General features: G+C 70.9%; 18 protein-coding genes and 2 pseudogenes. 11 read left to right on the forward strand and 9 right to left on the reverse strand.

What is annotated here, in order from left to right; genetic code table 11:
• Window position 1 precedes the first annotated feature (1 nt).
• From LJ657_RS02080 to LJ657_RS02095, 4 genes and pseudogenes are all read left to right on the forward strand, one after another.
• Entirely contained in the window at window positions 2-1384 is a 1383-nt protein-coding gene (locus LJ657_RS02080) for a glycine--tRNA ligase (protein ID WP_232646398.1), read from the forward strand.
• 155 nt (window positions 1385-1539) lie between these two features.
• Window positions 1540-2150 (forward strand): annotated as a pseudogene (locus LJ657_RS02085) (LysE family translocator).
• A gap of 140 nt (window positions 2151-2290) precedes the next feature.
• Complete coding sequence (locus LJ657_RS02090) at window positions 2291-3301, forward strand: aldo/keto reductase (protein WP_232646399.1); 1011 nt, start codon at window positions 2291-2293, stop codon at window positions 3299-3301.
• Window positions 3302-3326: 25 nt separating this feature from the next.
• Complete coding sequence (locus LJ657_RS02095; RefSeq protein ID WP_232646405.1) at window positions 3327-3917, forward strand: TetR/AcrR family transcriptional regulator; 591 nt, start codon at window positions 3327-3329, stop codon at window positions 3915-3917.
• Between the two features lie 127 nt (window positions 3918-4044).
• On the opposite strand, the gene LJ657_RS02100 is transcribed toward LJ657_RS02095, so the two are convergent.
• The 3 genes from LJ657_RS02100 to LJ657_RS02110 all read right to left on the reverse strand — a co-directional run bounded on the left by LJ657_RS02100 (window position 4045) and on the right by LJ657_RS02110 (window position 7029).
• Window positions 4045-5190, reverse strand: coding sequence for a serine hydrolase domain-containing protein (locus tag LJ657_RS02100; RefSeq protein WP_232646406.1), 1146 nt, complete (start codon window positions 5188-5190; stop codon window positions 4045-4047).
• An 84-nt stretch (window positions 5191-5274) separates the two neighbouring features.
• Complete coding sequence (locus LJ657_RS02105; protein ID WP_123964983.1) at window positions 5275-5490, reverse strand: hypothetical protein; 216 nt, start codon at window positions 5488-5490, stop codon at window positions 5275-5277.
• A gap of 111 nt (window positions 5491-5601) precedes the next feature.
• Window positions 5602-7029, reverse strand: a complete 1428-nt coding sequence (locus LJ657_RS02110) for an MFS transporter (RefSeq protein WP_232646408.1) — start codon at window positions 7027-7029, stop codon at window positions 5602-5604.
• 110 nt (window positions 7030-7139) lie between these two features.
• On the opposite strand from LJ657_RS02110, the gene LJ657_RS02115 reads away from it, so the two are divergent.
• On the forward strand, window positions 7140-8039 hold the full coding sequence (locus tag LJ657_RS02115; RefSeq protein ID WP_232646787.1) for a helix-turn-helix transcriptional regulator: 900 nt from the start codon (window positions 7140-7142) through the stop codon (window positions 8037-8039).
• A 90-nt stretch (window positions 8040-8129) separates the two neighbouring features.
• Here LJ657_RS02115 and LJ657_RS02120 read toward each other — a convergent pair whose 3' ends face one another.
• Window positions 8130-9578 carry an MFS transporter gene (locus LJ657_RS02120; RefSeq protein WP_232646410.1) on the reverse strand — a complete coding sequence of 483 codons (1449 nt, stop codon included), beginning with the start codon at window positions 9576-9578 and terminating at the stop codon, window positions 8130-8132.
• 98 nt (window positions 9579-9676) lie between these two features.
• Between LJ657_RS02120 and dusB the strand changes: the two genes are divergently transcribed.
• The gene (gene dusB / locus LJ657_RS02125) at window positions 9677-10873 is read left to right on the forward strand and encodes a tRNA dihydrouridine synthase DusB (RefSeq protein WP_232646412.1); all 1197 of its coding nucleotides are present in this window, start codon (window positions 9677-9679) and stop codon (window positions 10871-10873) included.
• A 14-nt stretch (window positions 10874-10887) separates the two neighbouring features.
• On the opposite strand, the gene LJ657_RS02130 is transcribed toward dusB, so the two are convergent.
• The 3 genes from LJ657_RS02130 to LJ657_RS02140 form a co-directional block, all read right to left on the reverse strand.
• Window positions 10888-12438, reverse strand: coding sequence for an alkaline phosphatase family protein (locus LJ657_RS02130; RefSeq protein WP_232646788.1), 1551 nt, complete (start codon window positions 12436-12438; stop codon window positions 10888-10890).
• A gap of 500 nt (window positions 12439-12938) precedes the next feature.
• Complete coding sequence (locus LJ657_RS02135) at window positions 12939-14876, reverse strand: amylo-alpha-1,6-glucosidase (RefSeq protein ID WP_232646420.1); 1938 nt, start codon at window positions 14874-14876, stop codon at window positions 12939-12941.
• Window positions 14873-16372 (reverse strand): MGH1-like glycoside hydrolase domain-containing protein, encoded by a 1500-nt coding sequence (locus LJ657_RS02140; RefSeq protein ID WP_232646421.1) that lies wholly within the window; start codon window positions 16370-16372, stop codon window positions 14873-14875. The genes LJ657_RS02135 and LJ657_RS02140 overlap by 4 nt, the downstream gene beginning before the upstream one ends.
• Window positions 16373-16492: 120 nt before the next feature.
• On the opposite strand from LJ657_RS02140, the gene LJ657_RS02145 reads away from it, so the two are divergent.
• Both LJ657_RS02145 and ppdK read left to right on the forward strand, forming a co-directional pair.
• Window positions 16493-17689 (forward strand): ROK family transcriptional regulator, encoded by a 1197-nt coding sequence (locus LJ657_RS02145; protein WP_232646422.1) that lies wholly within the window; start codon window positions 16493-16495, stop codon window positions 17687-17689.
• A gap of 417 nt (window positions 17690-18106) precedes the next feature.
• On the forward strand, window positions 18107-20827 hold the full coding sequence (ppdK, locus tag LJ657_RS02150; protein ID WP_232646428.1) for a pyruvate, phosphate dikinase: 2721 nt from the start codon (window positions 18107-18109) through the stop codon (window positions 20825-20827).
• 118 nt (window positions 20828-20945) lie between these two features.
• Here ppdK and LJ657_RS02155 read toward each other — a convergent pair whose 3' ends face one another.
• Window positions 20946-21473: a DUF4232 domain-containing protein gene (locus LJ657_RS02155; protein ID WP_232646430.1), complete on the reverse strand. Its 528-nt coding sequence runs from the start codon at window positions 21471-21473 to the stop codon at window positions 20946-20948.
• Window positions 21474-21615: 142 nt separating this feature from the next.
• Between LJ657_RS02155 and LJ657_RS02160 the strand changes: the two genes are divergently transcribed.
• The 3 genes from LJ657_RS02160 (at window position 21616) to LJ657_RS02170 (ending at window position 24347) form a co-directional block, all read left to right on the forward strand.
• The gene (locus LJ657_RS02160) at window positions 21616-22542 is read left to right on the forward strand and encodes an oxidoreductase (protein ID WP_232646432.1); all 927 of its coding nucleotides are present in this window, start codon (window positions 21616-21618) and stop codon (window positions 22540-22542) included.
• Window positions 22543-22767: 225 nt separating this feature from the next.
• On the forward strand, window positions 22768-24102 hold the full coding sequence (locus LJ657_RS02165; protein WP_232646433.1) for a S8 family peptidase: 1335 nt from the start codon (window positions 22768-22770) through the stop codon (window positions 24100-24102).
• On the forward strand, window positions 24099-24347 hold the full coding sequence (locus LJ657_RS02170; protein WP_030933889.1) for a hypothetical protein: 249 nt from the start codon (window positions 24099-24101) through the stop codon (window positions 24345-24347). Before LJ657_RS02165 ends, LJ657_RS02170 begins: the two co-directional genes overlap by 4 nt.
• A gap of 72 nt (window positions 24348-24419) precedes the next feature.
• On the opposite strand, the pseudogene LJ657_RS02175 reads toward LJ657_RS02170, so the two are convergent.
• Window positions 24420-24581: pseudogene (locus LJ657_RS02175) on the reverse strand (SDR family oxidoreductase); the annotation flags it as partial.
• Window positions 24582-24705 lie beyond the last annotated feature (124 nt).

Here is a 24705-nt window from a genome sequence, read left to right on the forward strand (position 1 = left end):
CGTGGCCGCCGACAAGATCGACACCATCGTCAGCCTGAGCAAGCGCCGTGGCTTCGTATTCCCTTGCAGTGAGATCTACGGCGGCCAGCGCGCCGCCTGGGACTACGGGCCGCTGGGTGTCGAGTTCAAGGAGAACATCAAGCGCCAGTGGTGGCGCTACATGGTGACGTCGCGCGAGGACGTCGTCGGCATCGACTCGTCCGTGATCCTGGCCCCCGAGGTCTGGGTCGCCTCCGGCCACGTCGCCACTTTCACGGACCCGCTCACCGAGTGCACCTCCTGCCACAAGCGGTTCCGCGCGGACCACCTGGAGGAGGCCTACGAGGCCAAGCACAAGCGCCTCCCGGAGAACGGCCTGGCGGACGTGAACTGCCCGAACTGCGGTAACAAGGGCCAGTTCACCGAGCCCAAGCAGTTCTCGGGTCTGCTGTCGACGCACCTCGGCCCGACGCAGGACTCCGGCTCCGTCGCGTACCTGCGCCCGGAGACCGCGCAGGGCATCTTCACCAACTTCGCCCAGGTGCAGACCACCTCGCGCCGCAAGCCGCCGTTCGGCATCGCGCAGATGGGCAAGTCCTTCCGCAACGAGATCACGCCCGGCAACTTCATCTTCCGCACCCGCGAGTTCGAGCAGATGGAGATGGAGTTCTTCGTCAAGCCGGGCGAGGACGAGAAGTGGCAGGAGTACTGGATGGAGCAGCGCTGGAACTGGTACACGGGCCTGGGTCTCCGTGAGGAGAACATGCGCTGGTACGAGCACCCGGCGGAGAAGCTCTCCCACTACTCCAAGCGCACCGCCGACATCGAGTACCGCTTCCAGTTCGGCGGCAACGAGTGGGGTGAGCTGGAGGGCGTGGCCAACCGCACCGACTACGACCTCTCCTCGCACTCCAAGGCCTCCGGCCAGGACCTCTCCTACTTCGACCAGGAGGCCGGCGAGCGCTGGACGCCGTTCGTCATCGAGCCCGCGGCCGGTGTCGGCCGTGCGCTGCTCGCCTTCCTCCTCGACGCCTACGTCGAGGACGAGGCCCCCAACGCCAAGGGCAAGATGGAGAAGCGCACGGTGCTGCGCCTCGACCACCGCCTGGCGCCGGTGAAGGTCGCGGTGCTGCCGCTGTCCCGCAACCCCGAGCTGTCCCCGAAGGCCAAGGGCCTCGCCCAGGCGCTGCGCCAGAACTGGAACATCGACTTCGACGACGCGGGCGCCATCGGCCGCCGTTACCGTCGCCAGGACGAGATCGGTACGCCGTACTGCGTGACGGTCGACTTCGACACGCTGGACGACAACGCGGTGACGGTGCGTGAGCGTGACTCCATGAAGCAGGAACGCGTGTCGCTGGACCAGATCGAGGGCTACCTGGCCGGGCGGCTCGTCGGCGCCTAGGTTCCTGGGGGCTGCCGCCCCCGGACCCCCGCTTCGGCCCTCAAGGGGCCCCGTCCTCAAATGCCGGACGGGCTGGAACAAGATCCGTGGTGGCCCCCGATACAGGCCTAGAATTGGCCCTGTATCGGGGGCCGTTGCGTTACCAGGCTGGCCCCATGAGCCTCGCCTTTCTCCTCAGCACCCTTGTCGTGGTGGCCACGCCCGGCACCGGTGTCGTCTACACCCTCGCCGCCGGTCTGTCCCGCGGCCGTCGCGCGAGCGTCGTCGCGGCCTTCGCCTGCACGCTCGGGATCGTGCCGCATGTGCTGGCCACCGTCACCGGACTCGCCGCGCTGCTCGACGCGAGCGCGGACGCCTTCCAGATCCTCAAGTACGCCGGTGTCGTCTACCTCCTCTTCATGGCGTGGGCGATGGTGCGGGACAAGGAGGCGATCGTGGTGGAGGAGGACGCCCCGAGTTCGGCGGGCCGGGTGATCCTCCGGGGTGTGCTCATCAACATCCTCAACCCGAAGCTGACGATCTCTTCTTCGCGTTCCTGCCGCAGTTCGTGGACCCGGCCGAACCGCGTGCGCTGCCGCGGATGCTGGGGCTGAGCGGCGTGTTCATGCTGGCGACGTTCGTCGTCTTCGCCGGGTACGGGGTCCTCGCCGCGTCGGTCCGGGGTCATGTCATCTCGCGGCCGCGGGTGATGGCGTGGCTGCGGCGGGGGTTCGCCGGGTCGTTCGTGGCGCTCGGCGCGAAGCTCGCGCTGAGCGCCCCGCGATAGAGCAGCCCAATGACGGCTGACAGTCCAATGACGGATGGCGGCCCAGTGGCGGCTGACAGCCCAGTGACGGATGGCAGCCCAATGACAGATGACAGGTGACAGATATTGAAATCTGTCACCTGTCATGTCAGAGTGGGGGCATGACGATGCGAACCCGATCCCTCGGAACCACCGGCCCCCAGGTCTCCGCCCTCGGCCTCGGCTGCATGGGCATGTCCGGCATGTACGGCGAGGCGGACCGCGCCGAGTCCATCGCCACCATCCACGCGGCCCTGGAAGCCGGCGTGACCCTGCTCGACACCGGCGACTTCTACGGCATGGGCCACAACGAGCTGCTGATCAGTGAGGCCCTGCGCACCGCCCCGGCCGCCCTGCGGGAGAACGCGCTGCTCAGCGTGAAGTTCGGCGCCCAGCGCGGCCCGGACGGCGAGTGGTACGGCTTCGACGGCAGCCCGGCCGCCGTGAAGACCTCCGCCGCGTACTCCCTCCAGCGCCTCGGCGTCGACCACATCGACGTCTACCGTCCCGCCCGGCTCGACCCGGACGTGCCGATCGAGGAGACCGTCGGCGCGATCGCGGAACTGGTGGAGAAGGGGTACGTCCGCCACATCGGCCTCAGCGAGGTCGGCGCGGACACCATCCGCCGGGCCGCCGCCACCGCCCCGATCGCCGACCTCCAGATCGAGTACGCACTCATCTCGCGCGGCCCCGAGCAGGAGATCCTGCCCACCCTGCGCGAACTGGGCATCGCGGTCACCGCGTACGGCGTGCTCTCCCGCGGGCTGATCTCCGGCCATGTCACGGCCGGCAAGGAGTACGCGGCGACCGACTTCCGTGCCCACTCGCCCCGCTTCCAGGGCGACAACCTCCAGCACAACCTCACCCTGGTCGAGTCGCTGCGCAAGATCGCCGAGCAGAAGGGCGTGTCCGTCGCGCAGATCGCCATCGCCTGGGTGCTGTCGCGGGGTGAGGACATCGTGCCGCTGGTCGGCGCCCGCACCCGTGAGCGGCTCGGCGAGGCGCTGGGCGCGGTGGACGTGACCCTGGACGCGGCCGACCTCGCCGCCATCGAGGCCGCAGTACCGGCGGACGCGGCAGCCGGCGAGCGGTACGCACCCGCCCAGATGGCCATGCTCGACAGCGAGCGCTGATCACGGTGCCGGGTACCGTCTAGGCATGCCTGCGACCAGCGAGACCCTGACCGCCGAGCGCATCCTCGAAGCGACCGAGGAGGTGCTGCGCCGCCACGGCCCGGCCAAGGCCACCGTGGTCGACGTGGCCCGCGCGCTCGGCGTCAGCCACGGCAGCGTCTACCGCCACTTCCGTACGAAGGCGGCGCTGCGGGAGGCGGTGACGAAGCGCTGGCTGGACCGTACGACTCTGGTGCTGGCCGGCATCGCCGCGGACGCTGAGCGGGACCCGGAGGCCCGGGTGCGCGAGTGGCTCGCGGCGCTCTTCGCGGCCAAGCGCCGCAAGGCGGGCGGGGACCCCGAACTGTTCGCCACGTACTCGGTCCTGGCCGGCGAGACGGGCGAGGTGGTCAGCGCCCATGTCGCCGAGCTGGCCGGCCAGTTGACCGAGATCGTGCGGGCGGGCGCCGAAGCGGGCACCTTCGCCGTCGCGGACCCGGAAACCGCCGCCCGCGCACTCTTCCACGCCACCGGGCGCTTCCACGACCCGGGTTACGCCAAGGAGTGGGAACGGCCGGGGGCGGAGGGGGAGTTCGAGGCGGTGGTGGATCTGCTGGTGCGGGGGCTGCGGCGCTAGGAGCCGCGGGATACGCCCTGCCCTGACCGGTCGTCGATCGCCTGCGGGTTCGCTGTGGCTGGTCGCGCAGTTCCCCGCGCGCCTTACGGGGCGCTCCTGGATCGCGTCGAGCTCCAGCGGGTCCCCTTCAGCGGCCCGCCACCGCCCAGAAGTCCCGCATCACCCGCGTCGGGGTGGGGTTAGCCATGGCGACCTGGGTGAGCAGGATGGCCACTGTTCCCGTGGTGGGGGTGATGTGGGCCGTCGTGCCGGTGCCGCCGACCCAGCCGTAGCGGCCGGGGACGTTCCACGGGTCGGACGGGGTGACGTCGACCTGGCCGCCGTAGCCCCAGCCCTGGCCCTCCAGGAAGAGGGGGACGGCGTCCCGCTGCTCGGCCGTGAGGTGGTTGGTCGTCATCCGGCTGACCGAGGTGGGGGAGAGGAGCCGGTGGCCGTCGGGGCCGGTGCCGGCGTTCAGGAGCAGACGGGCGAAGGCGAGCCAGTCGTCGGCCGTGGAGGCGAGGCCCCCGCCGCCGGAGTGGAAGCGCGGGACGCTGCTCCAGACGCCGTCCGGGGTGTCCGCGAGGTGCAGGGTGCCGTCCGCGGCCGGGGAGTAGGACGACGTGAAGCGGTGCCGTTTCGACGACGGGACCTCGAACGCGGTGTCCCGCATGCCCAGCGGTTCGAAGATCCGTTCCGCGAGGAAGCCGGGGAAGGTACGGCCCGACGCCCGGGCGATCAGGATGCCCTGCAGATCGGACGAGGTGCCGTAGAGCCAGGCCTCGCCAGGATGGTGGAGCATCGGCACCTGCGCGAGGAGGCGCAGCCAGGTGTCGTGGTCCGGCCAGTCCTGGAGGTTCCTGCCGTCCTTCTGCACCGTGAACAGGGACTGCACGGCCGGGAGCGAGAAGTCGGCAGGGAAGCCCCAGCCGGTGCGGGAGCTGAGCAGGTCCTCGACCGTGATCGGGCGGGCCGCCGGGACCACGTCGTCCACGGGGGCGTCAGGGGTGCGTACCACCTGCGGCTTCGCCAGCTCCGGCAGCCACTCCTCCACCGGTGAACCCAGCCCGAGCAGCCCGTCCTCGACCAGCATCAGGACCGCCGCCGCCGTGATCGGCTTGGTGATGGAGGCGATACGGAAGAGGGAGTCCCGGGCCATCGGGGCGGTGCCGTCGGTGTCCACCGAGCCGACGGTCACCACCTCGACGTCGTCGCCGCGGGCCACCAGGGCGACGGCGCCCGGAACGGTTCCGTCGTCGACGTGCCGGCGCAGGGTGTCGTGGAGAGTGCTCATCGGTCGGCCTTCCGGTCGGGGCGGTCGTCCTGAGTACGACTTCCGGGGCGGCGGAAAGTCATCGGGCCGCCGGTCCCGGGAGCCTCACGCGTCCGACGCCCCCGACGGATCCACCGTCGCCTGGTGCTCCTCCGCGAGATGCTCCTCCGCCTTCAGCCAGGGCAGGAACTGCGCACCCTTGCGCCAGCCGCACGTGTCACATCTGATCATGCGCTGCGCGCCCTTGCGCTGCACTCGGACGACGTGCTCGCGCCCGTGCTGGTCCCAGCGGCTCACCTTGCTCGTGTTGATCTCCAGCATGATGTCTCGCCTCCGGCACAGGAGTGTGCAGCAAGACCAACATCAACAGGGACTTCCGCACGGCGAGTTGACCAAGCCGTAGCCGATTCCACACAGGATCGCGCGCGGTCGTCAGCCGATGGTGCGCGGCAGGCGCAGGCTCAGCAGGCCGGTCAGGGCCACACAGCCCAGCTGGGTCAGCAGCGTGGTGACCAGGGCGTCCCGCATGCCCATCCCCGGGACCAGGGACAGGAAGAGGGTGCCGAGGGCCGCCACCCCGAGGGCCAGGGACGACTGCTGGGTCGTCATCATCACGCCGCTGCCGACACCGGCCCTCGCGGGCTCCACCTCGGACAGCACGACCCGGAAGACGATGGGGAGTTGGAGCGCCTGGCCGGCGCCGGCGAGGGCCGCTCCGGGGAGCAGTTCGACGAAGCCGAGGTCCGGCCAGGACCGCCAGGCGGCCAGCGCCATCAGGCCGACGCCCGCCCCCTGGATCACCGCACCGGCGGTCACCACCCGGGTGCCGTACCGCGCGACCAGCCGTGGCCCGGCGAGCGAGACGAAGAAGAAGACGACGGCCATGGGCGCGAGCGCCAGCCCCGCCGGGACCGGCCCCAGCCCCGCACCCCGCTGCAACGCCACCGCGATGACGAACATGAAGCCGCTGAAGCCGACACCGAACGGCACGATCATGACCAGTCCCCGGCGCAGCGAGGTGAGCGCGAACAGACTGGGCGGGACCAGCGGCGTACGGCCCCGGCGGTCCGCCCGCCGCTCCACCGCGTAGAACGCCGCCGCGACGAACGGGAACGCCGCCAGCGACAGCCATGTCCACAGCGGCCAGCCCGCCGAACGGCCCTCGGTGAGCGGGGCCAGCAGCGCGAGGAGGGTGGCGGTGAGCAGGACGGTGCCGGGGCCGTCCACCGGCTCCGGATGCTGGGAGCGGGTCTCCGGGACGGCACGGGCGGCGAGGACCAGGCCGGCGATCACCACGGGCACGTTCACCAGGAACACCGAGCGCCAGCCGGTGCCGGCTATGTCGGCGGCGACCAGGACCCCGCCGAGGATCTGCCCGGCCACCATGGACAGCCCGGCCGTGGCGCCGTACAGGCCCATGGCCTTCGCCCGCCGCTGTCCCGAGGTCGCCGCCTGGATGGTGGCGAGGACCTGAGGCAGCATCGCGGCGGACGCGGCGCCCTGCGCGACCCGCGCCGCGACCAGGGCCCAGGCGCTGGGCGCGAGGCCGCAGGCCAGCGAGGTCAGCCCGAAGGCCGCCACCCCGCCGAGGAAGAGCCGCCGACGCCCGAACAGGTCGCCCAGCCGTCCGCCGAGGACGAGCAGGACGGCGTACGCGAGCCCGTACCCCGCGACGACGAGTTCGAGAACGGCCTCACTCGCGTGCAGATCCCTGCCGATGGTCGGCAGAGCGACGTTGACGATGAAGAAGTCGATGAGAGGAAGTGCCGCTGCCAGCAGCACGGTGAAGAGTCCGAGGCCGCCGAGCGAGGGTGGCGCGGCCGGCGGTCGGACGGTGCGTGGAGCGATGGTTTCGGTCACGCCTTCGAGCCTGCGCCCGCTCCCAGGCTGGTACCAGAGTCTCCTTATCCTGGTAGAAGAACCACCTGGAAACAGGGTCCGGAGCGCGGCAGGCTGGAGGCATGGCGACGATGGCTCAAGTGACGACCCAGGAGACGGCGACCCGACCCTCGCACGGCACGGGCGCCGAGGTACGGCGCCTTGAGCTGGCGGCTTTCCTGCGCAGCCGCCGCGAGCGCATCACCCCGGAGGAGGTGGGGCTGCCGCGCGGCCGCCGGCGCCGCACGCCCGGTCTGCGCCGTGAGGAGGTCGCCCAGCTCTCCGCTGTCGGCGTCACCTGGTACACCTGGCTCGAACAGGGCCGTGACATCCAGGTCTCCGTCCAGGTCCTCGATGCCCTGGCCCGCAGCCTGATGCTCGACGCCACAGAGCGCGCCCACCTGTTCCAGCTGTCCGGCGCGGTGGACCCGACACCGGCTCTGACCTGCCCGTCGGTGACGCCCGCCCTGCGGGCCATGCTGGAGCAACTGGAGCCGTACCCCGCGAGCATCCAGAACAGCCGGTACGACATCCTCGCCCACAACCGCACGCTCGGCCTGCTGCTGTGCGACCTGGAGGCGGTACCGCCCGAGGACCGCAACTGCATCCTGCTGTCCTACACCAACGACGACTGGCGCAACTCGATCGTGCACCTGGAGGACACCCGCCGCCTGATGGCCGCCCGCCTCCGTGCCGCCATGGCCGGCCATCTCACCGAGCCCGCCTGGAAGATGCTCCTCAAACGGCTGCGCGAGTACCCGGACTTCTGCGAGGCCTGGGAGCGCCACGAGGTCGTCGTCGCCCACAGCAAACGCAAGGAGTTCCTCAACCGCCTGGTGGGCCGAGTGGTCGTGGACCAGTCCGAACTCTGGCTGGGCCCGGAGTTGGGGTCGCGCATGGTGACGTATGTCCCGGCGGACGAAGAGTCGAGGGGGCGCATGGAGAGGCTGCACGAAATTGCGCTCGAGAAGGGCGCTTCTCAACCGGCCTGAGTGCGGCGGCTTCGAAGGGCCGCGGGGCTGTGTCGGTCTGCGGCTCCGCCGCGTGGGCGCGACCAGCCCCCACCCACCGCACCCGCCAAGCTACGCACGAACGCCCGCGGCTTGGCGCACCTCCGCAGAGTCGTCCAACTGCTCAGCCGTCCGCTCGGCAGTCCCCCGAGCCCACCTCCCACTGGTCAGCGCCCCAAGAACCAGCACCGCCACCCCACACCCGGTGAGAATCCACCACCCCGGCACGGAGGCCGAGACGAACACGTCCTTGTACGACGACGCTCCGACCCCGGAAGCCAACACCGCCCCCACGACCGCGACCCCCAGCGTCTGCCCGAGTTGCCGGCTCGTGGAGGCGACCGCGGCGGCAACGCCCGCCTGACTGCGCGGCATGCCCGACACCGCCGTGTTGGTGATCGGCGCGTTCACGAACCCGAACCCGATTCCGAACAGCAGGTACGCGACGAACAGCGTGACGTTCGACGTCTCGGCCTCGAACCCGGCGAACAGCACCGCGCTCGCCGTGATCGCGGTGCCGGCGACGAGGAGCGGCAGCCGCGGCCCCCTGCTCCCCACCAGCCGCCCGGACAGGGGCGCGCACAGGAACGTCGGCACCGCCATCGGCAGCATCCACAGCCCCGCGTGCAGGGCGTCGTACCCGCGCACGTTCTGCAGATACAGCGTCGACAGGAACAGGAACCCGCCGAGGGCGGCGAACGCGCTGATCGCGATCACCGTCGCCCCACTGAACGGCACCGAACGGAAGAACCGCAGGTCGATCAGGGGTTCGGTGCGACGGGGCTCGTACCAGAGCAGGCCCGCCAGTGCGGCCACTGCGACCGCGACGAAGGGGAGCACGAAGGCCGCGCCGGAGTTCGGGGCCTCGATGATCGCGTACGTCAGGGAGCCGAACAGGGCGATCACCAGGAGCTGGCCGACCGGGTCGGGGCGGCGGGCCTTGGGGGCGCGGGACTCGGGGACGTAGCGGAGGGTGAGCAGCAGGGCCGCGAGACCCACCGGCAGGTTGACCCAGAAGATCGAGCGCCAGCCGACCGACTCCACCAGCAGCCCGCCGGCCAGCGGCCCCGCGGCCATGGAGATGCCGACCACGCCTCCCCAGACGCCGATAGCCCGGGCGCGCTCGGCCGGGGCCGTGAAGGTGTTGGTGATGATCGACATGGCGACCGGGTTGAGCATCGAGCCGCCGACCGCCTGGATCATGCGGAAGGCGATGAGCGAGTCGAGGTTCGGGGCCAGGGAGCACAGCAGCGAGCCGGCCGTGAAGACGATCAGGCCCGCCATGAAGATGCGCTTGCGGCCGATGCGGTCGGCCGTGGAGCCGGCGAGCATCAGCAGCGAGGCCAGGACCAGTGTGTACGCGTCGATGGTCCACTGCAGGCCGGCCGTGCTCGCGTGCAGCTCCCGCTGCATCGACGGCAGGGCCACGTTCAGGGCGGTGACGTCGAGGCTCACGATCAGCAGGCTCATACAGCAGATAGCCAGGACGAGGAGACGTCGACGAGGGCTGAGCTCGGGCATGCGCTTCACTCTACGCCGACTTCGATAGTGCGTCTAACTAATAGTGCTGCTAACTAATGGCAGCTACATGATCACTGCCGATGCGCGACAATGGGCCAATGCCCACGCCCGTGTCCCCCTTGCAGATCGGCCCGCACACCGTCGAGCCGCCCGTCGTCCTGGCCCCGATGGCCGGGATCACCAACGCGCCCTTCCGCACCCTGTGCAGGGAGTTCAGCGGCGGCAAGGGCCTGTTCGTGAGCGAGATGATCACGACCCGGGCGCTGGTCGAGCGCAACGAGAAGACCATGCAGCTGATCCACTTCGACGCGAGTGAGAAGCCGCGCTCCATCCAGTTGTACGGCGTCGACCCGGCGACCGTCGGCAAGGCCGTCCGTATGATCGCGGAGGAGGACCTCGCCGACCACATCGACCTGAACTTCGGCTGCCCGGTCCCGAAGGTGACGCGCAAGGGCGGCGGCTCGGCCCTCCCCTACAAGCGCAACCTGCTCCGCGCCATCCTGCGCGAGGCGGTCTCCGGCGCGGGCGACCTCCCGGTCACCATGAAGATGCGCAAGGGCATCGACGCCGACCACATCACCTACCTCGACGCCGGCCGCATCGCCGTCGAGGAGGGCGTGACGGCCATCGCCCTGCACGGCCGCACCGCCGCCCAGCACTACGGCGGCACGGCGGACTGGGACGCCATCGCGCGCCTCAAGGAGCACGTGCCGGAGATCCCCGTCCTCGGCAACGGCGACATCTGGTCGGCCGAGGACGCGCTGCGGATGGTGCGCGAGACGGGGTGCGACGGGGTGGTCGTCGGCCGTGGCTGCCTGGGCCGGCCCTGGCTGTTCGCGGACCTGGTGGCGGCCTTCGAGGGGCGCACGGAGGACATCGCGCGTCCCTCCCTGCGTGAGGTCGCCGACGTCATGGTCCGCCACGCCACGCTTCTCGGCGAGTGGATCGAAAATGGAGGGGCGGCCCGGAGGGCCACTGATGAGGGTGGTGGTGGGAGACGGGCGGGCGAGTCCAAGGGCGTCGTGGACTTCCGCAAGCACGTCGCCTGGTATCTGAAGGGCTTCGCGGTCGGCAGCGAGATGCGCAAGCGCCTTGCGATCACGTCCTCCCTGGCCGAACTCCGCGCCGGGCTCGACGAGTTGGACCTCGACCAGCCCTGGCCCACCGGCGCCGACGGCCCCCGCGGCCGCACCTCCGGCAACAACCGGGTGGTCCTGCCGGACGGCTGGCTGAAGGACCCGTACGACTGCGCGGGGATCGGCGAGGACGCGGAGCTGGACACGTCCGGCGGCTGAGACTCCCCGCCTCCTCAGTCCTTCTTCGGGTGCGGGGTCGAGCCGTATGCCGTCAGGAACCTGTCGCGGAACGCGCTCATCTTCCACACCGGGGCGTTGTGCGCCGGGCGCAGGCCGTCCGACCAGCCCCAGCTGTCGATCTTGTCGAGGACCTTGGGGTCCTTGGCGACGATCGAGATCGGCACGTCACGGCTGGCGTGGTTGCCGCTGACGCGGGCGATGGGCTGGTGGTCGCCGAGGAAGACCAGAACGGTGTTGTCGTTGCCGTAGCGCTCCAGCCACTGCGTGAGGGCGGTCACCGAGTACTGGACCGACTTGCCGTACTCCGCCTGGGACCTGGGCGAGCTGGCGATGATGTCCGACGGCTTGTTGCCGGCCTTGTGGATGGCGTTGAAGACCGAGCCGTCACCGAGGTCGTCCCAGGGGACCATCTTGGGGATCGGCGCCCACGGCTGGTGGCTGGAGGTCAGGATGACCAGCGACATCAGCGGTTTGCTGCGCTTCCTGCTGTGCTCCAGGTTCTGGAACTGCTGGAGCGCGTACTGGTCCGGCATCGTCGACCAGCTGAACTTCGGGCCCTTGTAGCCCATCTGGAAAGCGTTGCGGTAGGAGTCGAGGCCGTAGAACTTCGACTCCGGCCAGCTCTTCTGGACGCCCGGCATGATGCCGACCGTGTCCCAGTCGCCCGTCTTCTTGAACGCCTCGGTGAGGCTCATGTGGTCGCTGGCCATGAGCGTGCGGTAGCGCTGCTGGTTGCTGATCCACAGGCCCGACATGGTGGTGGAGTGACCGAGCCAGCTGCTGCCGCCGTAGGTCGCCGAGGTCAGCCAGCCGCTCCTGGCGTGGAAGCCCGCCTTCGCGAGCGCCTTGGTGCGGGCGTCGAGCGTCGCGTCGACACCGGGCGCCTCCACCGGGTCCTCGATCGCGCTGCGGCCGTAGCTCTCGATGAACGTGAAGATCATGTCCTTGCCGCGCAGGTCCGGCACCAGCTGGCCGGGCGGTGTGTTCCCGAACGCGTCGACCTTGGCGACCTTCTGGAACTCCGCCTCGTCCCGCAGGGTGTCCCGCACCCGGGCCGCCTGGATCGCCACCGCCCCGGCGGTGCGGTCGGAGGCGATCGGTACGCCCATGATCTGCAGGCCGAGCGCCGAACACAGCACCCAGACCGTCGTGGCGCCCAGGGTCGCCCTCGTCGCCACCTGCTTGTGGAGCGCCAGCAGATTGCTGAGCCGGACCATCGCGAGCGCCATCAGGCTCAGCGCGAGGAGGACCAGGACGACGGCACCGACCGTGGCACCGATCGCCACGGCCCTGCCCATCGAGTCCTGGATGTACGACTGCGCGTCGGGGAGCAACTCCCAGTCGAGGACGAGGTTGAAGGGCCGGCCGAGATACTCGTTGAACCCCATGTCCAGGAAGTTCACGATCGTCATCGCGCCCAGCGCCACCCCGGACAGCACCGCCACCACCAGCCGCGGCCTGCGCGGCAGCGCGAGCGCGACGGCGGCCCCGATGATCGCCTCCACCGGTATGCGCAGGAACCGGTCGGTGTGCAGCGCGGTCATCCGGTTCGGCAGCAGGAGCGCGCCGAGGACGAGCACGGCGGCGAGGCCCGTGATCGTCCACCGGATGTTGCGTACGGCTGCGGGGTGCCGTTCCCGCCGCGCGGCGAGCCGCGCGCGCAGCGTGACGCGGGCAGGCGCCGCCTGCTCCGATGCTTCCGGCTCGACCTCGGGTGTTGTGCCCTCTGTGACGTTCTCGACGGTGTCCGGCTGCACCCGAAGGTCCTTCCGCGCATGGCCCGTGACAAGGCGGCGGGCCACGCTGGGGAGGCAACGCGGATCGGTTTCAGGACCCGCTCGGCCCGCCGCCATTCCGTACGGGCTGCCGCACACCCCTGTTCAGGGGCGTGAGGCAAACACCGGGCAAATGCCTGGTCAACGGCGCGCGGTCACGGCTTTTGTCTTCAGGGGCGCGGGGGCTGTGTCGATGTGCGGCTCCGCCGCGTGGGCGCGATCATCCCCCTCGGACCCGCACCTGCCACACAACCGACCGAACCGAGCCCTTACGCGCCCCCCACGGCAGTGAGCAGCGCCAGCGGCGCCGCCGCAGACCGAGACTCCCGCACACACGCATGCGGATACGGCACAGGCTCCGCATGAGTGTCCCGCCCGTACCCGGCAATGACTTCCGGAAGTCGATGCCCGGCTGCCGTCGCCGCGTCCACCAGCCCACGCGCCACCTCCCGAGCCTCGTCATGCAGCCCGTACCGAGCCAGCCCGAGCGCGATCAGCGCGTTGTCGTGCGGCCACACCGAACCCCGGTGGTACGACAGCGGGTGATACGCCGCCTGGCCCGCGGCCACCGTGCGCACACCCCACCCGGAGAAGAAGTCGGGCTCCAGCAACCGCCGGCCCACCGACTCCCCGTACTCCTTGTCCAGCAGGCCGGACCACAGCAGATGTCCGGCGTCCGACGCCAACGCGTCCACCTGCCTGCCCTCGCCGTCCAGGGCCAGCGCCGGGAAGGACCGGTCCGCCATCCAGAAGTCCCGCTGGAAACGATCCCGCAGATCACCGGCCGCCTGCTCCAGCAGCGCCGCGTACACCTCGTCCGCCCAGACGGTGCGCGCGACCCAGGCCGTCCGGCGCAGTGCGTCGTAGGCGTAGCCCTGGGCGCCGGCCGCCATCACGGCCCCGCTCGCCCGTGCTCCGTCGGCGGAGCAGATCGCGCCGGGGGAGTCCTTCCAGTTCTGGTTGGCGAGGCCGCCCTGGTCGGCCCGGTAGACCAGGTAGCCGCGGGAGGTGAGCCCGCCGTGATCCAGCATCCAGCCGATCGCGGCGCGGGCGTGGGGTTCGAGGCGGCGGGCGAGCGCCAGGTCCCCGGTCTGCTCGACGTACGCACCCAGCAGTACGAGGAACAGCGGTGTGGCATCCACGGAGCCGTAGTAACGCCCGAACGGCACCTGCCCGAAGTGCGCCAGCTCCCCGTGCCGTACCTCGTGCACGATCTTGCCGGGCTGGGACACCGAGTCCGCGCCGGTCTCGGTCGCCTGGGTGGCGGCGAGGGCGGGCAGCGTGGCGGCGGCGAGCTGCGGGCGGAAGGGGAGGGCGAAGAGGGAGGTGAGCAGTGCGTCGCGGCCCAGCAGCGTCAGGAACCAGGGGGCCCCGGCGGCCGGTACGTGCAGTTCCTCGCCGTCCGGGCCGGTCGCGGTGACCTGGAGCGAGGCCAGGTCCGCGAGTCCGCGGGCACAGGCCGCCGCCAGCTCGGGCCAGCCGGTCGGGAAGGGCACACCCTCCGCGAACTCGCCTTCCAGGGCGAGGAGTCGGGCGCCGGCGGCGGCAGGCGAGTCGGGGACACGCGGGGGCCGCACCGCTCCGTGCGGATGGGCCGCCACCCGCAGCGCCAGTTCGGCCGTGCCGTGCGGCTCCAGTTCGAGCGTCCAGACGAGGCGCCGGGCGCCCGTGCCCGTCTCCTCGACGCCGTCCGGGGCGGGCTCGGCCGTCACCGTCGTACCGGAACGCCATTCACGGCGCTGGTAGGTGAACTCGACGCCGTCGTCGAGGATCTGGCGGGAACGGGTGGCGCCGATCTTGGTGTAGGTGCGGTGGTCGGAGCGCAGCTCGAACTGGTCGGTGAAGTCGGCGTCCGCGGTGAGGGCGAGGCGGATCGTCGTCGGCACCGGGCGGTTGCTGGTGACCCGCAGGGACTCGACGAACGCGCTGTCGCCGACGGCCTGCTCGCGGAAGATCGTGTACGCGGGCGGCTCCTGGCGTCCGCCGCGCGGGACGAGGACACAGCGCGCCGTGTCCCCGTCGGCGACGGGTGTGAGAGCCTCCGGCACCGCGCCGTCGACCGTCAGCTGCCAGCGGCTCAGATGCCGGGCGTCCCGAACGAACAACCCGTCCGGGGAGCCCGACCCCCGCACGCCGCTGATGTCCCCGCCGTCGCCGACGGCCGCGAACGTTCCGCCGTGCACGAGCAGATGATGCCGGTCCGTCATGCCCGGTCGCCTCCCCTGACTTCCTTGTCGCTCCTGTCGAGGTCACTTCCGTCGCAGCCACTTGCCTCGCGGCCGGTGCTGCCGAAGTCACTTCTGTCGAACGTGCCGATGCCCGTACGGGACACGCCGTGCCCGGGGCGCTCATGGAGCAGATCCAGCGCCAGGGCGGCGGTCCAGCTGAACCCGGTCGCGCCGCACGCCTCGCCGGTGAACGGGTCCACGTACTCCGCGAACCCGGACGTGCCGGCGATGTCCAGGACGGCCTCCCGCAGCGCGTCGGCCCGCGACTGCTCGCCGTGCGTGCGCAGCCCGCGCTCCAGCAGCCAGCTCATGTTGAACCAGGCCGGGCCCCGCCAGTAGCGGTGCGGGTCGAAGGCCTCGCCGAGGAGGTCGTAGGAGGGGGCCAGGCGGGTCGTGCCGCCGAGGCCGAAGTGCGGGCCGCCGGCCGTGCGGACGAGGGCGGCGGCCGTCTCGCGCGGGAGCGTGGGAAGAAGGAGGGGGACGAGGCCCGAGACGCTCCGCTCCGGGATCAGCTGCCCGACGCGCACGTCCCGGCAGAAGAACATCCCCTCCGCCGGGTCCCACAGCCGGTCGAGCAGCGCGCTCGTCAGCCGCTCCGCGCGCGCGTGGCGGGCCGTGCCCGTCGCGCCCAGCTCGTGCGCGATCCGGGCCAGGGCGTGCTCGGAGGCGATCAGCAGGGCGTTGAAGGCGGGGTCCTCGACGGCGAAGTCCCCGGGCGCGTCGGCGTAACCGCGATCCCGGTAGTCCGTCGCCAGCCGCACGTACCGCCCGTAGTCCAGATCCGTCGGCCGGTCCTCGGCGGCCCCGTGGTCGAGGTCGGCGCGCCGGAAGGAGCGGGCCGGGGCGGGGGTGACGCGGGCGAGCGGCGCGTCCCAGCAGGGGCTGTTGTCCATGCCCTGTTCCCAGGGGTGCACGACGGACGCCAGGCCGCCCCCGCCGAGGTCCCGCCGGTGCAGCAGATAGCGGTGCCAGGCGGCCAGCTTGGGATACATCCGGGTGAGGAAGCCGCGCGCACGGGACAGCCCGGGGTCGGCGCAGTGCACCAGCCAGACGGCGAGCGCGTGCACCGGTGGCTGCACGATGCCGGAGGTCTGTACGGTGCGCGGGGCGCCCGCAGCACGCCCCGCGGTCGAGGAGCGCCAGAAGTCCGGGCTCGGGAAGTACGCGTCGAGCGGTACGGAGGGGTTGAAGACGATGTGCGGGACGCGCCCGTCCTCCCACTGGGCCGCCAGCAGCGTCTCCAGCTCCGTCTGCGCCCGTAACGGCGACAGGTGCCTGAGGCCGATCGCGACGAAGGCCGAGTCCCAGGACCACTGGTGGGGATACAGGCTGCGCGAGGGGACCGTGGACGCTCCCGTCCAGTTGTCCTCCAGCACCCGGGCGGCCCTGACGTGCAGCGAACCCGGCACGGGGGGCGGATCGTATGCAATGGGGTGCTGTGCGGCACGGCTGGTGAGTTGGGCGGTGCGATCCACTCGGGGCTCCCCGAAAGACGTGCGCTCGACCGGTTCGGTCGCGGCTACCGTAGAGTTACGTCTATTTAACACGCAAAACCCAGGATGTAATGCAAGCTTGAGAAACACAAGGGGGTGCGCATGACCGGACGGAGCCAGGCCAGCGCCGGAGATCTGCTCGAACTGGTACGAAGCGGGCGTGCGACCACGCGCGGCGCGCTCCAGCAGGCCACCGGACTGTCCCGCGCCACCGTCGGCCAGCGCCTCGACCGGCTCTTCCGTGCGGGCTGGCTGCGCGAGGGCGCCGGCGGCCCGGTCGACTCGCCCCTCGGCGGCCGCCCCTCCATCACCCTGGAGTTCGACGACGAGCACGCGGTGGTCCTCGCCGCCGACCTCGACACCCGCCACGCCCGCGCCGCCGTCCTCACCCTGACCGGCGAGATGCTCGCCGAGCACGCCGGCACGCTCGTCGTCGAGGACGGCCCGGACGCCGTACTCGGTGAACTCGGGCACTGGTTCGCGGAGTTGCTGGAGAAGGCCGGGCGCCGGGCGGAATCGGTCTGCGGGATCGGACTGGCGGTACCGGGGCCCGTCGACAGCGAGACCGGGCGGGTCGTGCAGCCGCCGATGATGCCGGGCTGGGACGGCTACGACATAAGAGGCCGCCTCGCCGGAGCCTTCACCGAGCACACGGGCGCCGGGCCGGTGCCCGTGCTGGTGGACAACGACGCGAACCTCATGGCGTACGGCGAACAGTGCACGGGATACCCCGACTGCTCGGCGTTCGTGCTGGTCAAGGTCTCGACCGGTATCGGCGCGGGGGTCGTCGTCGACGGCTCGGTCTACCGCGGCATCGACGGGGGCGCCGGCGACATCGGGCACATCCGGGTGGGCGCGGAGGCGCTGTGCCGGTGCGGCTCCTACGGCTGTCTGGCCGCCGTCGCGAGTGGTGGCGCCGTGGCGCGGCGGCTCGCGGAGTCCGGGGTGCCGGCCGCGTCCGGATCGGATGTGCGGGACCTGCTGGCCGCCGGGCACCCGGAGGCGGTCGGGCTCGCGCGGGAGGCGGGGCGCCGGGTCGGGGACGTTCTGGCGACCGTCGTCACGCTGCTCAACCCCGGGGTTCTGATGATCGCGGGAGATCTGGCCGGAACCGCGTTCCTCACCGGCGTACGGGAGCTGCTGTACCAGCGGGCGCTGCCCCGCTCCACGGCCCACCTGGACGTCGTCACCTCGCGGCTCGGGGAGCGAGCCGGGCTGGTGGGAGCCGGTGCGCTGGTCGTGGAGTACCTGTACGCGCCGGAGCGGGCGGAGGAACGGCTGCTGGCGATGGGCGTGTGACGTCGGTGTTCTCTCCCGGTTTCCGTCCCAGAACGCGTCCGCATGGTGAAATCCGGTCCTCTGTGGGAGCGTGATTCTTGCCACCCTTGATAAGGGTTACGCTCAGATGAGCGGATCTTGACCGACTGCACTTCTCCAAGGGGTGGCACTGGGTGCCACCCCTTGATCGTTCATCGATCGAAATCAAACGTGCAGTCTGCCCGCTCATCTGAGCGGAATTCCGTACTCATGCACAGCCTTGCGTTCAAGAAATGAAAACATCCACCCGTCACCGCTTGCCAAGCTTTGACTTTCGATCCGCTGGCGGACGGCTGGTTACGAGCGCATGACACGCGAGTAGACGTACCCAGACGCCTTTGATCTGGGTATGTTCCTCGCCGTCAGGGCAGCCACCGCGTCCTCGAGGGAGTCGAGACCGTGTCGGAAAACAAAGAACCCCACGTAGCGAAGCTCGTTTACGACTTCACCGAGGGAAACAAGGACCTCAAGGACCTCCTGGGTGGCAAGGGCGCGAACCTCGCCGAGATGACCAACCTGGGACTCCCCGTTCCCCCCGGCTTCACCATCACGACCGAAGCCTGCAAGGTCTACCTCGACAGCGGTGAGGAGCCGGCGGCACTGCGTGACGAGGTGAGTGCGCACCTCGTGGCCCTGGAAGACAAGATGGGCAAGAAGCTCGGCCAGGCCGACAACCCGCTGCTCGTCTCGGTCCGTTCCGGCGCCAAGTTCTCGATGCCCGGAATGATGGACACCGTCCTCAACATCGGGCTCTCCGACAGGTCCGTGAAGGGCCTCGCCGAGCAGGCAGGCGACGAGCGGTTCGCCTGGGACTCCTACCGCCGCCTCATCCAGATGTTTGGCAAGACGGTCCTCGGCGTCGAGGGCGACCTCTTCGAGGAGGCGCTGGAGGCGGCGAAGGCGGCCAAGAAGGTCACGGTCGACACCGAACTGGAGGCGGCCGACCTCAAGAAGCTGGTCACCAAGTTCAAGAAGATCGTCAAGACCGAGGCCGGCCGGGACTTCCCGCAGGACCCGCGCGAGCAGATGGACCTCGCCATCAAGGCGGTCTTCGACTCCTGGAACGGCGACCGCGCCAAGCTCTACCGCCGCCAGGAGCGCATCCCGCACGACCTGGGCACGGCCGTCAACGTCTGTTCGATGGTCTTCGGCAACCTGGGCCCGGACTCGGGTACCGGTGTCGCCTTCACCCGCGACCCCGCCTCCGGCCACCAGGGCGTCTACGGCGACTACCTGCAGAACGCGCAGGGCGAGGACGTGGTCGCGGGCATCCGCAACACGGTCCCGCTCGCGGAGCTGGAGCAGATCGACAAGAAGTCGTACGACCAGCTGATGCAGATCATGGAGACCCTGGAGAACCACTACAAGGATCTCTGCGACATCGAGTTCACCATCGAGCGCGGCCAGCTGTGGATGCTGCAGACCCGCGTCGGCAAGCGCACGGCGGGTGCGGCCTTCCGCATCGCCACGCAGCTCGTGGACCAGGGGCTCATCGACGAGACCGAGGCCCTGCAGCGCGTGAACGGCGCCCAGCTCGCTCAGCTGATGTTCCCGCGCTTCGACGAGGACGCGAAGGTGGAGAAGGTCGGCCGGGGCATCGCGGCCTCGCCGGGCGCGGCGGTCGGCAAGGCCGTCTTCGACTCGTACACCGCGGTGAAGTGGTCGCGCTCCGGTGAGAAGGTCATCCTCGTCCGCCGCGAGACCAACCCCGACGACCTCGACGGCATGATCGCGGCCGAGGGCATCCTGACCTCGCGTGGCGGCAAGACGTCCCACGCGGCCGTCGTCGCGCGCGGCATGGGCAAGACCTGTGTCTGCGGTGCCGAGGAGCTGGAGGTCGACACCAAGCGGCGGCGGATGACCGTGCCCGGCGGGCATGTCGTGGAGGAGGGCGACATCATCTCCATCGACGGCTCCAGCGGCAAGGTCTACCTGGGCGAGGTCCCGGTGGTCCCCTCTCCGGTCGTCGAGTACTTCGAGGGCCGGATGCACGCCGGCGCCAACGACGCCGACGAACTCGTCGAGGCCGTGCACCGGATCATGGCGTTCGCCGACCGCAAGCGCCGGCTGCGGGTGCGCGCCAACGCGGACAACGCCGAGGACGCGAACCGCGCCCGTCGCTTCGGCGCGCAGGGCATCGGCCTGTGCCGTACGGAGCACATGTTCCTCGGCGACCGCCGTGAGCTGGTGGAGAGGCTGATCCTGGCCGACACGGACGCCGAGCGCGAGGAGTCCCTGAAGGAGCTGCTCCCGCTGCAGAAGCAGGACTTCGTCGAGCTGTTCTCGGCGATGGACGGTCTGCCGGTGACGGTCCGCCTCCTGGACCCGCCGCTGCACGAGTTCCTGCCGGACATCACCGAGCTGTCGGTACGTGTCGCCCTCGCCGAGTCCCGCAAGGACCCGCACGAGAACGAGCTGCGGCTGCTGCAGGCGGTCCACCGCCTGCACGAGCAGAACCCGATGCTGGGCCTGCGCGGTGTGCGTCTCGGCCTGGTCATCCCGGGCCTGTTCACCATGCAGGTACGGGCGATCGCCGAGGCGGCGGCCGAGCGCAAGAACGCCAAGGGCGACCCGCGCGCCGAGATCATGATCCCGCTCGTCGGCACGGTCCAGGAGCTGGAGATCGTCCGCGAGGAGGCCGACCAGGTCATCGCCGAGGTCGAGGCGGCCACGGGCACACAGCTCAAGCTGGCCATCGGCACGATGATCGAGCTTCCGCGCGCCGCCCTCACGGCCGGTCAGATCGCGGAGGCGGCGGAGTTCTTCTCCTTCGGCACCAACGACCTCACCCAGACGGTGTGGGGCTTCTCCCGGGACGACGTGGAGGCCTCGTTCTTCACCGCCTACCTGGAGAAGGGCATCTTCGGGGTGTCGCCCTTCGAGACGATCGACAAGGACGGCGTGGGCTCGCTGGTCAGCGCCGCGGTGAAGGCGGGCCGCGAGACGCGTCCCGACCTGAAGCTCGGCGTCTGCGGCGAGCACGGCGGTGACCCCGAGTCGGTCCACTTCTTCCACGAGGTGGGTCTCGACTACGTCTCCTGCTCGCCGTTCCGGATCCCGGTGGCCCGCCTGGAGGCGGGGCGCGCGGCCACCCAGTCCGCGGGCAGCGACCACCGGTAGGCGCCACAAAAGCCCCGGAGCCGCCGCCTGTCCCCGACCCTCAACACCGATGGGCGGCGGCTCCGGATCACCAGAGGAGGGGCGGCACCTGTGCGGAGGTGCCGCCCCTCCGGGCTGCTCAGAGGGCGCCCTGAGTGTTCACCGGCCCGACCTGGAACAGGTGGGAGCAGATCGTCCAGGAAGCCGGGACGAGGACCGCCTTGAACGAGGCCGGCGGATAGACCCGCAGGTAGGTGCCGGTGCGCAGGCAGGGCCCGCCGACCGGGCCGTTGGTCGTACGGATGACCGCGGAGACGGAGTGGGCGGGGGCGAGCACGACGGTGGCGTAGGGCCGGCCGCTGTGCGTGGCGGCCGGACCGATCTGCCGGTGCGCCGTGTCCAGGGCGCGGACGCCCGGATAACCGCGCAGGACACAGTCGGTCGTGCTGGTGTTGGTGAACCGGATCGGCCAGTACACCGAGCCCGCCGCGCCCTCCTTGCGCCCCATGGAGACGTAGAGGTCGCTCACGGCGCAGGTACGCAGTCCGGGCGCCGCCGTAGCCGTCGTCGCGCTCCATGCCGCTCCCGCGCCCGCGAGCCCGAGGACGCCGGCGGACAGGAGGGCGGCTACCCCGCGTCGGGACAGTCGTTGAGTGTGAAGAAACATGGCATATCCGCCTCCGTCGGGCGAATGGGTGGATGTGGGCGTTCTGTTAGATGAGTGCCCGGCGGAAAAAGTTGTATCTCGCTGTGCCCCGGGTGCGGGCCCTACGCTGGGAGATTGATCCGCTCGCGGAGGGAGCCCGTACATGTCCGGCTGGAACGAGAAGGCCGTCCCCGACCAGAGCGGGCGTATCGCCGTGGTCACCGGGTCCAACAGCGGGCTCGGCTACGTCGTCGCGCGGGAGCTGGCGCGCAAGGGCGCGCGCGTGGTGCTCGCGTGCCGGAGCGAGGTGCGGGGAAACGCGGCGGCGGACCGGATCGTGGCCGAAGTGCCGGGTGCGATCGCGGAGTTCGCGCGGCTGGATCTCGGGGACCTGGAATCCGTACGGGAGTTCGCCGCGTCGTACCGCTACGACTATCTCGACCTGCTGGTCGACAACGCCGGGGTGATGGCCCTGCCGTACGGCACGACGGCGGACGGGTTCGAGACGCAGTTCGGGGTCAATCACCTCGGCCACTTCGCGCTCACCGGCCTGCTGATGCCCACGCTGCTCGCCACTCCCGGCGCCCGTGTCGTGAGCGTCTCCAGCGGGATGCACGCGGTGGCCAACATCGACATCGACGACCTCAACAGCGAGCGCCGGTACCGGCGTTGGATCGCCTACGCCCGGTCCAAGACCGCCAATCTGCTCTTCGTCCACGAGCTCGCGCGCAGGCTCGCGGCGCACGGCGCGGACGTGGTGGCGGCAGCGGCCCACCCCGGGTACGCGGCCACCAACCTGCAGGGCACCGCACCCCGGATGGAGGGACGCCGGCTCGTCGGGCGGGTGGTGGAGCTCGGCAACCGGGTCTTCGCGCAGTCGGCCGAGGCCGGCGCGCTGCCCGTCCTGTACGCGGCCACGGCGCCGGATGTGCGGCCGGACTCCTTCACCGGACCGTCGTTGATGATGTGGCGCGGGGCGCCCGCCCCGTCCTGGCGGGCGCCGTGGACGCTCAACGACGCGGCGGGGGAACGGCTTTGGGCCGCATCCGAGCGGCTCACCGGGGTGACGTACGACGCGTTGAAGGTGTGACCGGGCACGGCCTGAGAACTGTCGTGTTGCGGGCCCCCGTGCTCGATGCGACGGTGGACCCCAGGGGGCGATGCCGACGGCCTGGCCAAGGGAATCCTTACAGGTCACGGTAGTACGCGTCGATCCACGCGACCGATCCGCGCCCCCGTTGTCCGGCGCTGACTCTCCGTGTCCCGACGTGTGTCCACGAACGGGGGGAGCAGCGCACAGAAAGCGGGAAATTCAATGGCGAACGGACCCATGGACAGGCGCGCCTTCGGCGAGCACCCCGATCGGCCCCACCCCCGATTCGAAGGCCAGGGAGCGGAGTACACCGGCCGGTACGTGGTGTTGCTCGACCCGAGCAACCAGGAGAGCGGGTTGAACGCACTGCGTTCCTCCGCAGACATCGCGTCCGTCGAACGTGTCCGAGGAACCGACGTCGAGAACGTCGCCGAACTCCTTGAGCGCCCTGACGTCTCGGTGCACTTCGAGGAACTCGGCGCGGCCGTCGTCGAGGTACGGCCCGAGCAGCGTCATGCGCTGGTGACCACGGCGGAGAGGGAGTCGTCGATCATCGCGGCGGAGCCGGAGCGCAAGGTGTACGCCTTCCCGGTCACCGCCCCGACGCAGGCGCCGACCGAGTTCTACCCCGCGTACCGCAGTGACGAGGACGTGGTCGGTCGCCACTCCAGGGCCGAGATGGCCGCCGCCCAGGGCCCGGCCTGGGACGAGCAGAGCTGCACCTGGGGCCTGCAGGCGATCCGGGCCCAGCTGTCCCAGCTGACCGGACGCGACGTGAAGATCGCCGTGCTCGACACCGGCGTGGACACCGACCATCCGGACTTCGCCGGCCGCATCGAGGCGACGGCCTCGTTCGTCCCCGGCGAGCCCGTCAAGGACGGCCACGGCCACGGCACGCACTGCATCGGCACCGCGGCCGGCCCGGCCCACCCCCAGCAGGGGCCCCGGTACGGCGTGGCCTGCGAGGCCCGGATCCTCGCGGGCAAGGTGCTCAACAACCAGGGCTCCGGCACCGACGGCCAGATCCTGGCGGGCCTGGCCTGGGCTGTGGCCCACGGCGCGAAGGTGATCTCCATGTCGCTGGGCGCGCCGGTCCAGCCGGGTGAGCTCTTCCCGCAGACGTACGAGAAGCTGGCCCAGCGCGCGCTGGAACGCGGGACGGTGATCGTCGCCGCCGCGGGCAACGAAAGCCACCGGCCCACGGACGTCAGGCCCGTCGGCCGGCCGGCCAACTGTCCCTCCATCCTCGCGGTGGGCGCGGTGGACAAGGCGATCAGGACGCCGTTCTTCTCCAACGGCGCCATCAACGGGCGGGGCGGCGAGGTCGACATCGCCGCACCCGGCTGGCAGGTGTTCTCGGCCAAGCCCGGCGGCGGGCAGCAGGAGATGAGCGGTACCAGCATGGCCACCCCGCACGTGGCGGGTGTCCTGGCGCTGCTCGCCCAGGCGAACCCCGACGCCTCCGCCATGGAGCTGTGGAACGCCCTGCAGGCCGGTGCCTACCCGCTGATGCAGTCCACCAAGGACGTCGGCGCGGGCCTCCTCCAGGCCCCGTGACCGAGTCGTCCCACTCCGCCCCGGTCGGGGTCGTCCTCGCGGTCGACCCCGACCGGTTCGCGGAGGTCGTCGAGGCCCTGCGCCGGGCCGGTCTCACGGTCACGGGCGAGCAGCCGATCCTCGGCACGCTCTCCGGCACCGTCGCGGAGGACCGGATCCCCGCGCTGGAAGCGGTCGACGGCGTCGACGCCGTCGACCGGGAACTCACCATCCAGCTCCCGCCCCCTGACGAGCCGATCCAGTGATCCCGGCGATCCCGGCGATCCCGCCGATCCCGCCGATCCCGGGGCGACGGTGGTCACCCGTCCACCGGTTCCTCAGGCCGTCGCCCCGCTGTCCACCACCAGGTCCGTGCCCACCACCGACGCCGCGGCGTCCGAGGCCAGGTAGAGGACGGCGTCGGCCACTTCCTCCGTCGCCGAGATGCGGCCGAGGGGGAGGGCGGCCCGCACCCGCTCCGCGCGGTCCGCCACCGCCTCCCGGTACAGCTCCACCAGCCGGGACACCCGGGTCAGCGGCTCCCGCAGCGTGGTGCCCCAGGACGCCCACCCCGCGCCGGCCCGCCTCCTCGAAGGACGCCGGACCGGAAGCCGCCTGCCAGAG

It is taken from the genome of Streptomyces guryensis, assembly GCF_021261325.1.
Taxonomy (GTDB): Bacteria; Actinomycetota; Actinomycetes; order Streptomycetales; family Streptomycetaceae; genus Streptomyces; species Streptomyces guryensis.